The following is a 12379-nucleotide window of genomic DNA, read 5'->3' as shown; positions in this document are numbered from 1 at the left end:
GTCAGTAGATAGGGATATACAGGTCGACTTGCGAATTCGGATCCAGCGGTCCGCGGAAACGCTGGTCGTAGTGTTCGAAGTCGACCCCCGCCTTGGGTTCCAGGCCACGCTCGGCGAGCAGGTGGCTGTAGATCGCCTGGAAGCTCTCGGCGATCTGCGGCGCCGTGCCCTTGTGGGTGAACACCGCGTACTTCTGCGCCGGCACCACGAAGCGCACCATGCCGTCGGGCACCGGCCAGCCTTCCTGCACCTCGAAGCCGGCGACATAGTGGAACTCGCCATTGGGCCGCTGCGCGCAGATGCCGTAGGAGACGTCGGGATCGTGCTTGCCGGCGATCTCGTGCTCGCGCGGGATGAACCGCTCCCAGAGCTGGCCGATGCTGTCGTCCTGGGCGTTGCCGATGTATTCCATGCCCACCACGCTGAAGGCGGGACGTTCGACGATTCGTGAGTGCATGCTGCGGATCCTCCAATGGGCGAATGTCGCCAGGGTGCGGTCGAGTTCCGCCAGCAGACGCTGGCGGGCGCTGAGTTCCTCGCGCAGGTTGTCCTGCTGCCGCAGCAGGGAGTGCCGCAGCCGCTCGGGATCGTCCAGCGCGCCGCCGCGTTTCGACCGGTCGATGGCTTCCAGCGGTACGTCGAGCCGGCGCAGGGCGAGGGGGCGCGAGAGTTGCCCGATCTGTTCCGGCCGGTAGTAGCGATAGCCGTTGTCGGCACCGATTCGCGCGGGGACGAACAGGCCGAGCGCATCGTGGTGGCGCAGGGTCCTGGTAGAGACTTCGAAGATTCGCGCCAGTTGGCCGATGGTGAGCATTGCCGGTTCCTGCAGCGGGATAGCGGCAGACTAAGGATTGTCCCTGGGGCAAGGTCAAGGGGTTTGCGCCGCCGGGTCATTTTGACTGAACGTCGGCCGTCGCGTCCCGGTCCCAAGCGATGAACCCATCGCAAAGGGAGACTTCCCATGCCCCGTGGCGACAAGAGCAAGTACAGCGACAAGCAGCAGCGCAAGGCCGAGCATATCGAGGACAGCTACAAAGCCAAGGGCGTCAGCGAGTCGGAGGCCGAGGCGCGCGCCTGGGCGACGGTCAACAAGCAGTCCGGCGGTGGCGAGCGCAAGGGTGGCTCCGGCCGCGCCAAGAGCGAGACGGCCAAACGCGCCGAACGCAAGGACTCGGCTCACCGCGCGGCGCAGACTCGCTCCGGACACCCGGCCAATCGCGGTTCGGCGAGCCGTGGCAAACGCCAGGGCAGCACCGCGGTGAGCGAGATGACCCGCGACGAGCTGATGCAGCTGGCGCGCAAGCGCGACATCCGTGGTCGCTCGCGGATGCGCAAGGCCGAACTGATCGAGGCCCTGTCCAGGGCCTGAAGGCAGGCGCCCCGCTTCCCGGGGAAGCGGGGCGTCGTGTCAGGGGCGCGCGTCGCGTTCGTGGCGGTCCAGCTCGGAGCAGGTCATGAAGCCAGAGCCGTCGACCTTGCCGCTGCCGTCGAAGCTCACGTAGAAGGGTTGCTGCTGGCCGTCCCGGTTGAGGATATAGCTGTTGCAGCTGCCCGGCTTCATCAGGCGCTTCTGGGTGCCCGACGGCGTGCCGCCGATGCGCAGGACTTCCTGCTGGCTCATGCCCTTCTCGACGTTCTTGACCAGCGGTTCGTCGCGGAAGGTGATGTAGTTGACCGGGTTCTGGACCTTGGTCGACGCGCAGCCGGCCAGGGTTGCCATCACGAACAGTGCCGCCAGTGACTGCTTGTACATGCTGTGACTCCTTGTGGTTGAGCGGTGCTTGCCAACATTGGAGCGCGGGCCCTCGCGCAGAGTTCGCCGGGAATTGCCGCGCATCGCCTCAGACCCTGTCCAGCGGCCGGTGCGGCGGGGGCGGCAGTTCGACGTGGATGGCGTCGCCGGGGCGCACCTCGCCGCCCTCCAGGACGGTCGCCATCACCCCGGCCTTGCGCAGCAGGTTGCCCTGTTCGTCGCGGCCGAGCACGGCGGCGGTCAGGCCGGGCTGGTAGTTGTCCAGTTGCGCGCAGGGGTTGCGCAGGCCGGTCAGCTCGACTATGGCGCTTTCCCCCAGGCGCAGGCGGGTACCGGTGGGCAGGGCGAGCAGATCGATGCCGCGGGTGGTGATGTTCTCGCCCAGCGTTCCGGGGGCGATGGCGAAGCCGCCGGCGCGCAACTCGTCGTGCAATTCCGCGTGGATCAGGTGGACCTGGCGCAGGTTGGGTTGGGTCGGGTCCTGCCGCACCCGCGAGCGATGCTTCACGGTGACGCCGCTGTGGGCGTCGCCCTCGACGCCGAGGCCCTTCAGCAGACGGATGGCGGGACGCCCCTGCTTGCTGAACGCGTGGGTGGCGCAAAGACTCACCGCGATGACCTGCTGCATGGAACTCCTCCTCGTGCGAGGCGTCAGTCTAGCTGCGAAACATGACGCTTGTCGCAAGCGCACAGGACGCGTTCCCAGCCCCTGCAAAGCCCGCCGCAGTCGCTAGACTTCAGCGCACCTGCATGCGAACGTGCAGCCCTTCAAGGAGAGTTCGATGAATATCCTGCGTATCCCGATGTTCGTATTGGCCATGGCCGTCTCGGCCCATGGTTTCGCTGCCACCGCGCAGCAGGAAAAGATGACCGCCTGCAACGCCGAAGCCACCAGCAAGGCGCTCAAGGGCGATGAGCGCAAGGCGTTCATGAGCGGCTGCCTGAAGGCCGGCGCGCCTGCCGGCGGCAAGGCCACCGCGCAGCAGGAGAAGATGAAGAGCTGCAACGCTGACGCCAGCGCCAAGTCGCTCAAGGGCGACGAGCGCAAGGCGTTCATGAGCAGTTGCCTGAAGGCTGGCGGCGGCGCCAAGGCGGCGACCCAGCAGGAGAAGATGAAGACCTGCAACGCCGACGCCACCGCCAAGGCGCTCAAGGGTGACGAACGCAAGGCGTTCATGAGCACCTGCCTGAAGAAGTGAGCCCCCGCCCTCGTCGGGCTCGGTGTGGCGGCGGATAACGCCAGTGGCGTTATCCGCCCTACGGACGGGTGTGGCGTGATCTTGGCGTAGGGCGAATAACCGCTCGCGGTTATCCGCCATGGCGGGCCCGGTGTGACCCTTATCCACCCTAAGGCAGGGGCGCGGCCAGGACGGCTCAGCCGTAGCGCTTCTTCGCCTCGATGGCCAGGCCGCTGCCGATGCTGCCGAACAGGTTGCCTTCGACGTGGCGGGCGTTGGGCAGCATCGCCGAGATGCTCTGGCGCAAGGCCGGAATGCCGCTCGAACCGCCGGTGAAGAACACCGTGTCGACCCGCTCGGCGCCGATCCCGGCCGAGGCCAGCAACTGCGTGACGCTGTTGCGCACGCGCTCCAGCAGGCCGCCGATGGCGCTCTCGAACAGCTCGCGGGTCAGCTCCACGCCCAGCCCGGCCTCGATGCGCTCCAGCGAGAGGTGCAGGCGCTCGGTTTCGGTCAGGCGGATCTTGCTGTCTTCCACCTGCATCGCCAGCCAGTGCCCGGCGCGTTCCTCGATGAGCTTGAAGAGGCGATCGATGCCGGTGCTGTCGACGATGTCGTAGCGCATGTTCTTCAGCGCCAATTGCGACTTCTGCGCGTACACCGCGTTGATGGTGTGCCAGGTGGCCAGGTTCAGGTGGTAGCTGGTGGGCATGAAGGCGTCGCTCTTCATCCGGCTGCCGTAGCCGAACAGCGGCATCACGCCTTCCAGGCTGAGCTGCTTGTCGAAGTCGGTACCGCCGATGTGCACGCCGCCGGTGGCCAGGATGTCGTCCTGGCGCTCGGCCACGTCGCGGCGCTCCGGCGCCAGGCGCACCAGGGAGAAGTCCGAGGTGCCGCCGCCGATGTCGACGATCAGCACCAGTTCCTCGCGCTGGATGCCGCGCTCGTAGTCGAAGGCCGCGGCGATCGGCTCGTACTGGAAGGAAACCTCCTTGAAGCCGAGCTTGTTGGCCACTTGCACCAGGGTGTCCTGGGCCTCGCGGTCGGCGTCCGCGTCGTCGTCGACGAAGAACACCGGGCGCCCCAGCACCACCGCGTCGAAGGCCTGCCCGGCGGCGGCTTCGCCGCGCGCCTTGAGCTGGCCGATGAACAGGCCGAGTAGGTCCTTGAACGGCAGGGCGCTGCCGAGCACGGTGGTCTCGCTTTTCAGCAGCTTGGAGCCCAGCAGGCTCTTCAGCGAGCGCATCAGCCGCCCCTCGTAGCCCTCCAGGTACTCGCCGAGCGCCTGGCGGCCGTAGACCGGGCGGCGTTCCTCGACGTTGAAGAACACCACCGAGGGCAGGGTGATCTTGCCGTCCTCCAGCTCGATCAGCGGTTCGATACCCGGCCGCCACCAGCCGACGGTGGAGTTGGAGGTGCCAAAATCGATGCCCAGGGCGCGGGCGGCGGTGCTCGGGTTCATGGCGCGAAACGGTCCGGGAAAAAAACGGCCGCGCAGTGTATGCGAGAGCGTCGCGGATTTCACCGCCGGCGATCGGCGAAAACCTCCTAGCACGCCCGTGCGGGCGGCCCCGACCTTTGTATACGGATTTGCCAAGGGGCCTGCGCATGGTGCTATGTTGGCGCTGCTTTCCCACTCCGTCTTGCCGTGTTGTCCTGGATTTCGCCATGCATAGAGCCTCACACCATGAGTTGCGTGCGATGTTTCGCGCGCTGTTGGACTCCTCCCGTTGCTACCACACCGCTTCCGTGTTCGATCCCATGTCGGCGCGCATCGCCGCCGACCTCGGCTTCGAGTGCGGCATCCTCGGCGGTTCGGTGGCTTCCCTGCAGGTCCTGGCGGCGCCGGACTTCGCCCTGATCACCCTCAGCGAATTCGTCGAGCAGGCCACCCGCATCGGCCGGGTGGCGCGCCTGCCGGTGATCGCCGACGCCGACCACGGCTACGGCAACGCGCTGAACGTGATGCGCACGGTGGTCGAGCTGGAGCGCGCCGGGATCGCCGCGCTGACCATCGAGGACACCCTGCTGCCGGCGCAGTTCGGGCGCAAGTCCACCGACCTGATCTGCGTCGAGGAAGGCGTCGGCAAGATCCGTGCGGCCCTGGAGGCGAGGGTCGACCCGGCGTTGACCATCATCGCCCGGACCAATGCCGAACTGATCGACGTCGACGCGGTGATCCAGCGCACCCTGGCCTACCAGGAAGCCGGCGCCGACGGCATCTGCCTGGTCGGCGTGCGCGACTTCGCCCACCTCGAGGCGATCGCCGAGCACCTGCACATCCCGCTGATGCTGGTCACCTACGGCAATCCGCAACTGCGTGACGACGCCCGCCTGGCGCGGCTCGGCGTGCGCATCGTGGTCAACGGCCACGCCGCCTATTTCGCCGCGATCAAGGCGACCTACGACTGCCTGCGCGAGGAGCGCGGCGCGGTCGCCTCGGACCTGACCGCCTCGGAGCTGTCGAAGAAGTACACCTTCCCCGAGGAGTACCAGGCCTGGGCCCGCGACTACATGGAAGTCAAGGAGTAGGCGACCTCAGGCCAGGCGCTGGCGCAGCGCCTGGTACAGCGGCAGGTCGCGCTCGTACTGGCCGGGAGCCAGGGCGTGGCGGTGCTCGGCGAGCATGCCCAGGTAGTCGTCCACCGCCGTGCGGTAGCTGGCCAACTGGTCGGTGGCCAGGGGCTGGCCGGCCATGGCGCGGATGTCGAAGGCCCATTGCAACCCGTCGCGGGCGTTCGAATAGGCGGCGCCGTCCATGCCGGCGGTGAGCGCCAGCCACTGGTCGAGGAAGGCCTGCGGTGCATCGCGCGGCGGGAAGTGGCGGATCTTCGCGGCGCCCACCTCGGTGATGCCGTCGCCGTCCAGGTCGACGCTGTAGCCTTCGGGCAACAGCAGGTTGCGCGCGCCTTCCTCGCTCAGCGCCTCGACCCGGATCGGCTCGGCCAGGCCCAGGTTGCGCTGCAGCGCCTGCAGGTCGTCGGCGCCCAGGCGGGCGAGGAAGCCACGGGCGTCCAGTTGCGCGCCGTTTTCACAGGCGCGGTTGAGCACATGGGCGAAGCGCAACTGGTCTTCCAGGCTGACGCCGCGCAGCCGGCTGTATTCCTGCTGGGTGGCGCCGAGGGTGTCGGCCAGCGCCCCGGCCTGCTCCGCGCTGCCGTCGGCGGCAACCGCGAGGCGCGCGTAGGCGGCCTGGAAGTCGCGCTGGAAAGCCTGGTCGGGAGTGCGGGTCATCATCTGCCGCTGGGCCAGGCTCGGAGAGCTGGAGGCTGAGTCGATCTTCATGTCCGGGTCGTCCTTGAGGCCGAGGATGGAGAAGGCGCTACCCTACGCGCCGGCACGCCGGCCAGCCAATGCGCAGAAGGTCGCAGGCGACAGTCTGCCTCAGGCTCGTCCGGAGCGCTCGCGCCGCTTGCGTTCGCGGTAGGCGGCCTGGTTGGCCAGGCGCCGCTGCGCCGAGCCGGGGCGGTTGGCCGCCTGGGCGCGGTACAGGCGTTGGGCGTAGGCCAGTTCCATGTAGCGCTGCATCGCCCGGCTGTTGAACAGCAGCCAGGCGCAGGCGCCGCCGCCGAGCGCCACCAGGCCCGCCGTCTCGCCGCTGGCCAGGCGCAGCAGGAGCCCGGCGCCGACCAGCAGCAGGCTGGCATCGCGCGCCAGGCGCGGGCCGAGGCTGGCGCCGCGGGAGAGCAGGGCGACCAGCCACAGCCAGGCCGCCAGCAGCGGCAGGGCGGAAAGCCAGCCCAGCGGCCGCAAAGGAGTCTCCGGCAATACCAGGCGCAGCGCGGCCAGGCCCAGCGGCGCGGCGCCGAGCAGCAGCGCCAGGCTGCCGAGTACCGGTGCGTAGAGACCGGGATGACGGCGCGGATACAGGCCGTGCAGTTGCTGGACGCTATGGCGCGTCTCCGGCGCCGGCAGGGCGAACGGATCGCTGGCGAGCGCGGCGTCGAGCTGGCGGCCCTGGTCGATCAGGCGGGCGAGGCGGCGGAACGGTCCCATCATGCGGCGTACCTTCAGGCTTGGCCGGCGATTGTGCCACGCCACGCCAGGCCGATGGTCGCGCCGCCCTTGCAAAGCCGCGGGCGAACGCCCATATCTGGAAGTTCCAGGGTTTCAGCCAGAGGAGTCAGTCATGGCCAGCGGGTGGGCGAACGACGGTGCGGTGCAGGAACAGATCGACAGCACGATCGAGGACGCCATCGCCCGCGCGCGCAGCCAGTTGCCCCGCGGCGAGAGCCTGACCCATTGCGAAGAGTGCGACGCGGCGATCCCCGAGGCGCGGCGCCGGGCGATCCCCGGCGTGCGCCTGTGCGTCAACTGCCAGGCCGAGCACGACAGGGAACAGGCGAAGTTCAGCGGCTACAACCGCCGCGGCAGCAAGGACAGCCAGTTGCGCTGAAGGCTGTGTCTCTCGCCTCCCTCTCTACCCTTCAGAACAGGAAATAACGCTGCGCCATCGGCAGCACGTCGGCCGGTTCGCACCAGAGCAACTGGCCGTCGGCGCGTACCTGGTAGTTCTGTGCGTCGACCTCGATGGTCGGCAGGTAGCCGTTGTGGATCAGGTCGGTCTTCTGCACGCCGCGACAGCCCCTGACCACGCCGATGGCCTTGCGCAGGCCGAGTTGCTGCGGTACGCCGGCGGCGAAGGCGGCCTGGCTGACGAAGGTCAGGCTGGTGGCGTGGCGGCTGCCGGCGTAGCTGGCGAACATCGGTCGGTAGTGCACCGGCTGCGGCGTGGGGATCGAGCCGTTGATGTCGCCCATCAGGCTGGCGGCGATGGCCCCGCCCTTGAGGATCAGGCTCGGCTTGACGCCGAAGAAGGCCGGGCGCCAGAGCACCAGATCGGCCCATTTGCCGGCTTCGACGGAGCCCACTTCATGGCTGATGCCGTGGGTGATCGCTGGGTTGATGGTGTACTTGGCGATGTAGCGCCTGGCGCGGAAGTTGTCGTTGCGCGCACCGTCGCCGTCGAGGCGGCCGCGCTGGCGCTTCATCTTGTCGGCGGTCTGCCAGGTGCGCGTGATCACTTCGCCGACCCGGCCCATGGCCTGGCTGTCGGAGCTGATCATGCTGAACGCGCCGAGGTCGTGGAGGATGTCCTCGGCGGCGATGGTCTCGCGGCGGATGCGCGACTCGGCGAAGGCCACGTCCTCGGCGATGGCCGGGTCGAGGTGGTGGCAGACCATCAGCATGTCCAGGTGCTCGTCGATGGTGTTGCGGGTGAACGGCCGGGTCGGGTTGGTCGAGCTGGGCAGCACGTTGGCGAAGCCGCAGGCCTTGATGATGTCCGGCGCGTGGCCGCCGCCGGCGCCCTCGGTGTGGTAGGTGTGGATGGTGCGGCCCTTGAAGGCGCCGAGGGTGGTCTCGACGAAGCCGGATTCGTTGAGGGTGTCGGTGTGGATCGCCACCTGGATGTCGTGGCGCTCGGCGACCTCCAGGCAGTTGTCGATCGCCGCCGGGGTGCTGCCCCAGTCCTCGTGCAGCTTAAGGCCGATGGCGCCGGCGAGCACCTGCTCCTCCAGCGGCAGCGGCAGGCTGGCGTTGCCCTTGCCGGTGAAGCCGATGTTCATCGGGAAGGCGTCGGCGGCCTGGAGCATCCGCGCCATGTGCCAGGGGCCGGAGGTGCAGGTGGTGGCGTTGGTCCCGGCGGCGGGGCCGGTGCCGCCGCCGATCATGGTGGTGACCCCGCTCATCAGCGCCTCTTCGATCTGCTGCGGGCAGATGAAGTGGATGTGCGTGTCGATGCCGCCGGCGGTGAGGATCATGCCCTCGCCGGCGATCACCTCGGTGCCGGCGCCGATGGCGATGTTCACCCCGGGCTGGATGTCCGGGTTGCCGGCCTTGCCGATGGCCTGGATGCGCCCGTCCTTGAGACCGACGTCGGCCTTGACCACGCCCCAGTGGTCGAGGATCAGCGCATTGCTGATCACCGTGTCGACCACCTGCGCCGCGCCCAGCTGGCTCTGGCCCATGCCGTCGCGGATGACCTTGCCGCCGCCGAACTTCACTTCCTCGCCATAGACGGTGAAGTCCCGCTCCACCTCGAGCCACAGGTCGGTGTCGGCCAGGCGCACGCGGTCGCCGACGGTGGGGCCGAACATGTCGGCGTAGGCTTGTCTGCTGATTTTCATCGAACGCTCCTTTGGCGATCGTCGGTGTTCGCTGTCTTTCCTCGGACCTGGCCAGTCGGGAACGGGGCCTAGAGGTCGCCCATCACCCGCCCGGCGAAGCCGTAGACGCGCCGCTCGCCGGCCAGCTCCACCAACTCCACCTCGCGGCTCTGCCCCGGTTCGAAGCGCACCGCGGTGCCGGCGGCGATGTTCAGGCGCATGCCACGGGTGGCCGGACGGTCGAAGGCGAGGGCGTCGTTGACCTCGAAGAAGTGGTAGTGCGAGCCGACCTGGATCGGCCGGTCGCCGGTGTTCGCCACGCTCAGGGCGAGGGTGCGGCGGCCGGCGTTGAGTTCGATATCGCCGGGCTGGATGTCGTATTCACCGGGGGTCATGGGGGCTCCTTGGGGCTCAGGGCGCGCTGCGCGTCGGATCGAGGTTCATTTGCATGAAGGTCAGGTCGAGCCAGCGGCCGAACTTCTGGCCCACCTGCGGCATCTGCCCGCTGATCTCGAAGCCGAGGCGCCGGTGCAGGCCGATCGAGGCGGCATTGCCGCTTTCGATGGCGGCCACCATGACGTGCAGGCCCTGGGCCCGCGCACGTTCGATCAGCGCCTGCAGCAGTTGCACGCCGAGGCCTTTGCCGCGCTGGTCGTCGCGCACGTAGACGGAGTGCTCGACGGTACCGCGGAAGCCCTCGAAGGGCCGCCAGTCGCCGTAGGAGGCGTAGCCGAGCACTTCGCCGGCGGCGTCGCTCGCCACCAGGATCGGGTAGCCCTGGCGGGCGCGGGCGTCGAACCAGGCCTGGCGGTTGGCCAGGTCCACCGGGGTTTCGTTCCAGATCGCCGTGGTATTGCCCACGGCGTCGTTGTAGATGGCGAGGATGCCGGGCAGGTCGGCGACGCCGGCGTCGCGGATCGAAGCGCTCATGGCCGGCCTCAGGCGATGGGCTGGTGGACGGTCACCAGCTTGGTGCCGTCGGGGAAGGTGGCCTCCACCTGGATGTCCGGGATCATCTCCGGCACGCCCTCCATCACCTGTTCGCGGTTCAGCAGGGTGGTGCCGTAGTGCATCAGCTCGGCGACGCTGCGGCCGTCGCGCGCGCCTTCCAGCAGGGCGGCGGAGATCAGCGCCACCGCCTCCGGGTAGTTCAGCTTGAGGCCGCGCGCCAGCCGGCGCTCGGCGAGCAGGCCGGCGGTGAAGATCAGCAGCTTGTCTTTCTCGCGGGGGACAAGTCCATCTCAGGTGCTCCAGATGCGTGGGGGAACGGCCTCGCGGCCGAGCAGCGCCGGCCGCAGCAGGCGCCAGAGTTCGATCAGCCAGGCTCGCGCGTGCAGCGCCTCGTCGGCCAGGCAGCGCGCCACCAGCAGGCCGCCAGGCAACTGGCTGAGGTTGCCGCGGCCAGCGCAGGGGAGCGCGCGGCAGCGTTGCAGCAGGTCGGTGTCGATCTCGCCGCTGGCGATGAGGGTGGCCAGCACCGGGTGCCCGCCGAGGCCGATCGGCGAGTCGAGCAGGCGGTCGCCGCCGTCGATGCGCTGGCGCTCGTGCCAGAGCAGGTTCTCGTCGCGGCGGATGTCCAGGGCCGCGACGAAATGGCCGCTGGCGAAGCGCTCGCCGCTGGCCGGGCGGCCGAGCGCGACCATGTCCCAGTAGAACAGGCGGGCGTCGCCGCGTAGCTGGATGCGGGTTTCCAGTTCGGCCTGGGCGCCAGCGAAGACGATGGTTTCCTGCGGCAGCCATTCCAGGGTGGCGCCGGGCTCCAGGTGGATCTCCAGGGTCTGCCGCGACGGGCAGGCGGCGCGGTACCACTTGGCCGCGCCGGGGCTGGTGAGCTGGGCCCAGGCGCGTTCGCCGAGGCGCACGTCGAAGGCCAGGCTGTCGCCGCCGGCGATGCCGCCGGGCGGATGCACGAGGATGTGCTGGCAGACTTCCGGGCCTTCGCCGTACAGGTGCTTCTGCACCCGCAACGGCCCGGCGTGGCGCCGCGTCACCGGACGGGTGGCGTCGCCGGCGCGGGCATAGGCCAGTTCCAGCTGGGCGTGCCAGGCGGGATGGAAGTTCAGCTCGGGGAGGGCGGCGGTCATCGGTCGGGTCAGGCCAGGGCCTTGCGCATGAACACGCGGCGGAATCCCTGTTCCTGGCGGCGTTCGTATTCGAGGTAGCCGGCCCTGGCGTAGAGCGCGATGTTTTCCGTCATCCGCTCGTTGGTGTAGAGGTACAGCGAGCGGTAGCCGAGGCTCGCCGCGTCGCGCTCGGCGTGCTCCAGCAACTGCCGGCCGATGCCCCGGCCCTTGCACTCGGGAAGCACGGCGAGGTTGTCGACGAGGAAGCCATCGGCGGTTTCCCGGGTCACCAGCAGGCCGACCGGCTGGCCGCCGTGCTCGGCGATGAAGACCCGGTCGCTGGCGATCACCTGGTGGTAGTCCTGGGTCATCGGCCAGGGCTTGCGGCCGATCACCGCGATCCATGGGGCATAGGCGGCGGCGACGCAGAGCGCGGCGAAGCCCGCGTCGGCCTGGACGGCCGGGCGCAGAGTGACGGTCATTTCGACCTCCTGCGGAAAGACGAGGGCATAGAGATTGCCAGCGCAGGCCCCGGTTGCGCCAGCGGCAGTGTGTCCCAGCCCGTTCAAATCGCCACCAGCCCGCGCACGCCCTCGTTCTCCATGTCGCGGCCGCGGCCCTGCTGGACGATCTCGCCGCGCGCCATCACCAGGTATTGGTCGGCCAGTTCGGCGGCGAAGTCGTAGAACTGCTCGACCAGCAGGATCGCCATGTCGCCGCGCGCCGCCAGGCTGCGGACCACCGTGCCGATCTCCTTGATCACCGAAGGCTGGATGCCTTCGGTGGGTTCGTCGAGGATCAGCAGGCGCGGCTGGCTGGCCAGGGCGCGGCCGATCGCCAGTTGCTGCTGCTGGCCGCCGGAGAGGTCACCACCGCGCCGTCGCTTCATTTCGCGCAGGACCGGGAACAGCTCGTAGATGAAGTCCGGCACGGCCCGGGCGTCCCTGGCGCTGAAGCGGGACAGCCCCATCAGCAGGTTCTCTTCCACCGTCAGCCGGGAGAAGATTTCCCGTCCCTGCGGCACGTAGGCGATCCCGGCGCGGACCCGCTGGTGCGGCCTGAGACCGCTGAGCGAACGACCTTCCCAGGCGACCTGGCCCTCGCGGGCCGGGACCAGGCCCATCAGGCAGCGCAACAGGGTGGTCTTGCCCACCCCGTTGCGGCCGAGCAGGCAGGTCACCTCGCCGACCTTCGCCTCGAAGCTCAGGCCGCGGAGGATATGGCTACCGCCGTAGTACTGGTGGAGCTTGTCGACTTGCAGCATGGCTTTCTTCCATT

16 protein-coding genes and 2 pseudogenes are annotated in these 12379 nt (G+C 68.9%); 5 read left to right on the top strand and 13 right to left on the bottom strand.

Annotated features, from left to right (window positions below):
• Position 1 precedes the first annotated feature (1 nt).
• Positions 2–814 (bottom strand): MerR family transcriptional regulator, encoded by an 813-nt coding sequence (locus B7D75_RS25365; protein WP_107114543.1) that lies wholly within the window; start codon positions 812–814, stop codon positions 2–4.
• A gap of 147 nt (positions 815–961) precedes the next feature.
• Here B7D75_RS25365 and B7D75_RS25360 point away from each other — a divergent pair, with 147 nt between their 5' ends.
• Positions 962–1369 carry a Rho termination factor N-terminal domain-containing protein gene (locus B7D75_RS25360; protein ID WP_003153502.1) on the top strand — a complete coding sequence of 136 codons (408 nt, stop codon included), beginning with the start codon at positions 962–964 and terminating at the stop codon, positions 1367–1369.
• Between the two features lie 39 nt (positions 1370–1408).
• Here B7D75_RS25360 and osmE read toward each other — a convergent pair whose 3' ends face one another.
• Entirely contained in the window at positions 1409–1753 is a 345-nt protein-coding gene (gene osmE, locus B7D75_RS25355; protein ID WP_003153500.1) for an osmotically-inducible lipoprotein OsmE, read from the bottom strand.
• An 88-nt stretch (positions 1754–1841) separates the two neighbouring features.
• A complete protein-coding gene (locus B7D75_RS25350; RefSeq protein ID WP_107114542.1) occupies positions 1842–2381 on the bottom strand; it encodes an MOSC domain-containing protein in 540 nt (179 codons plus the stop codon).
• Positions 2382–2535: 154 nt separating this feature from the next.
• Between B7D75_RS25350 and B7D75_RS30130 the strand changes: the two are divergent.
• Positions 2536–2688, top strand: a pseudogene (locus B7D75_RS30130) (PsiF family protein); the annotation flags it as partial.
• Positions 2683–2952 (top strand): PsiF family protein, encoded by a 270-nt coding sequence (locus B7D75_RS30125; RefSeq protein ID WP_374119463.1) that lies wholly within the window; start codon positions 2683–2685, stop codon positions 2950–2952. The pseudogene B7D75_RS30130 and the gene B7D75_RS30125, both read left to right, overlap by 6 nt.
• Positions 2953–3127: 175 nt before the next feature.
• Here B7D75_RS30125 and B7D75_RS25340 read toward each other — a convergent pair whose 3' ends face one another.
• The gene (locus tag B7D75_RS25340) at positions 3128–4393 is read right to left on the bottom strand and encodes an Hsp70 family protein (RefSeq protein WP_107114541.1); all 1266 of its coding nucleotides are present in this window, start codon (positions 4391–4393) and stop codon (positions 3128–3130) included.
• Between the two features lie 206 nt (positions 4394–4599).
• Between B7D75_RS25340 and B7D75_RS25335 the strand changes: the two genes are divergently transcribed.
• Positions 4600–5463 (top strand): isocitrate lyase/PEP mutase family protein, encoded by an 864-nt coding sequence (locus B7D75_RS25335; protein ID WP_024915259.1) that lies wholly within the window; start codon positions 4600–4602, stop codon positions 5461–5463.
• 6 nt (positions 5464–5469) lie between these two features.
• Here the strand turns inward: B7D75_RS25335 and B7D75_RS25330 are convergent, their stop codons facing one another.
• Positions 5470–6216: a hypothetical protein gene (locus B7D75_RS25330; RefSeq protein WP_043098623.1), complete on the bottom strand. Its 747-nt coding sequence runs from the start codon at positions 6214–6216 to the stop codon at positions 5470–5472.
• A gap of 99 nt (positions 6217–6315) precedes the next feature.
• On the bottom strand, positions 6316–6930 hold the full coding sequence (locus tag B7D75_RS25325) for a hypothetical protein (RefSeq protein ID WP_033997475.1): 615 nt from the start codon (positions 6928–6930) through the stop codon (positions 6316–6318).
• Positions 6931–7060: 130 nt separating this feature from the next.
• Here B7D75_RS25325 and B7D75_RS25320 point away from each other — a divergent pair, with 130 nt between their 5' ends.
• A complete protein-coding gene (locus B7D75_RS25320) occupies positions 7061–7327 on the top strand; it encodes a DksA/TraR family C4-type zinc finger protein (protein WP_003095462.1) in 267 nt (88 codons plus the stop codon).
• Positions 7328–7358: 31 nt separating this feature from the next.
• Here the strand turns inward: B7D75_RS25320 and ureC are convergent, their stop codons facing one another.
• The 7 genes and pseudogenes from ureC to urtE form a co-directional block, all read right to left on the bottom strand.
• Positions 7359–9059 carry an urease subunit alpha gene (ureC, locus tag B7D75_RS25315; protein WP_003157480.1) on the bottom strand — a complete coding sequence of 567 codons (1701 nt, stop codon included), beginning with the start codon at positions 9057–9059 and terminating at the stop codon, positions 7359–7361.
• 68 nt (positions 9060–9127) lie between these two features.
• Complete coding sequence (locus B7D75_RS25310; protein WP_034081518.1) at positions 9128–9433, bottom strand: urease subunit beta; 306 nt, start codon at positions 9431–9433, stop codon at positions 9128–9130.
• Between the two features lie 16 nt (positions 9434–9449).
• Complete coding sequence (locus B7D75_RS25305; protein ID WP_107114540.1) at positions 9450–9968, bottom strand: L-methionine sulfoximine N-acetyltransferase; 519 nt, start codon at positions 9966–9968, stop codon at positions 9450–9452.
• An 8-nt stretch (positions 9969–9976) separates the two neighbouring features.
• Positions 9977–10273: pseudogene (locus B7D75_RS25300) on the bottom strand (urease subunit gamma); the annotation flags it as partial.
• Positions 10274–10279: 6 nt separating this feature from the next.
• Positions 10280–11122: an urease accessory protein UreD gene (locus B7D75_RS25295; RefSeq protein ID WP_034081519.1), complete on the bottom strand. Its 843-nt coding sequence runs from the start codon at positions 11120–11122 to the stop codon at positions 10280–10282.
• An 8-nt stretch (positions 11123–11130) separates the two neighbouring features.
• Complete coding sequence (locus tag B7D75_RS25290) at positions 11131–11583, bottom strand: GNAT family N-acetyltransferase (RefSeq protein WP_003157484.1); 453 nt, start codon at positions 11581–11583, stop codon at positions 11131–11133.
• Between the two features lie 83 nt (positions 11584–11666).
• Positions 11667–12365 carry an urea ABC transporter ATP-binding subunit UrtE gene (urtE, locus tag B7D75_RS25285; RefSeq protein WP_053814665.1) on the bottom strand — a complete coding sequence of 233 codons (699 nt, stop codon included), beginning with the start codon at positions 12363–12365 and terminating at the stop codon, positions 11667–11669.
• Positions 12366–12379: the final 14 nt, after the last annotated feature.

It is taken from the genome of Pseudomonas paraeruginosa (genome assembly GCF_003025345.2).
GTDB classification, from domain to species: Bacteria; Pseudomonadota; Gammaproteobacteria; order Pseudomonadales; family Pseudomonadaceae; genus Pseudomonas; species Pseudomonas paraeruginosa.
The sequence above is the reverse complement of the archived record's forward strand: the minus strand, read 5'-3'. Positions and strand labels throughout refer to the sequence as shown.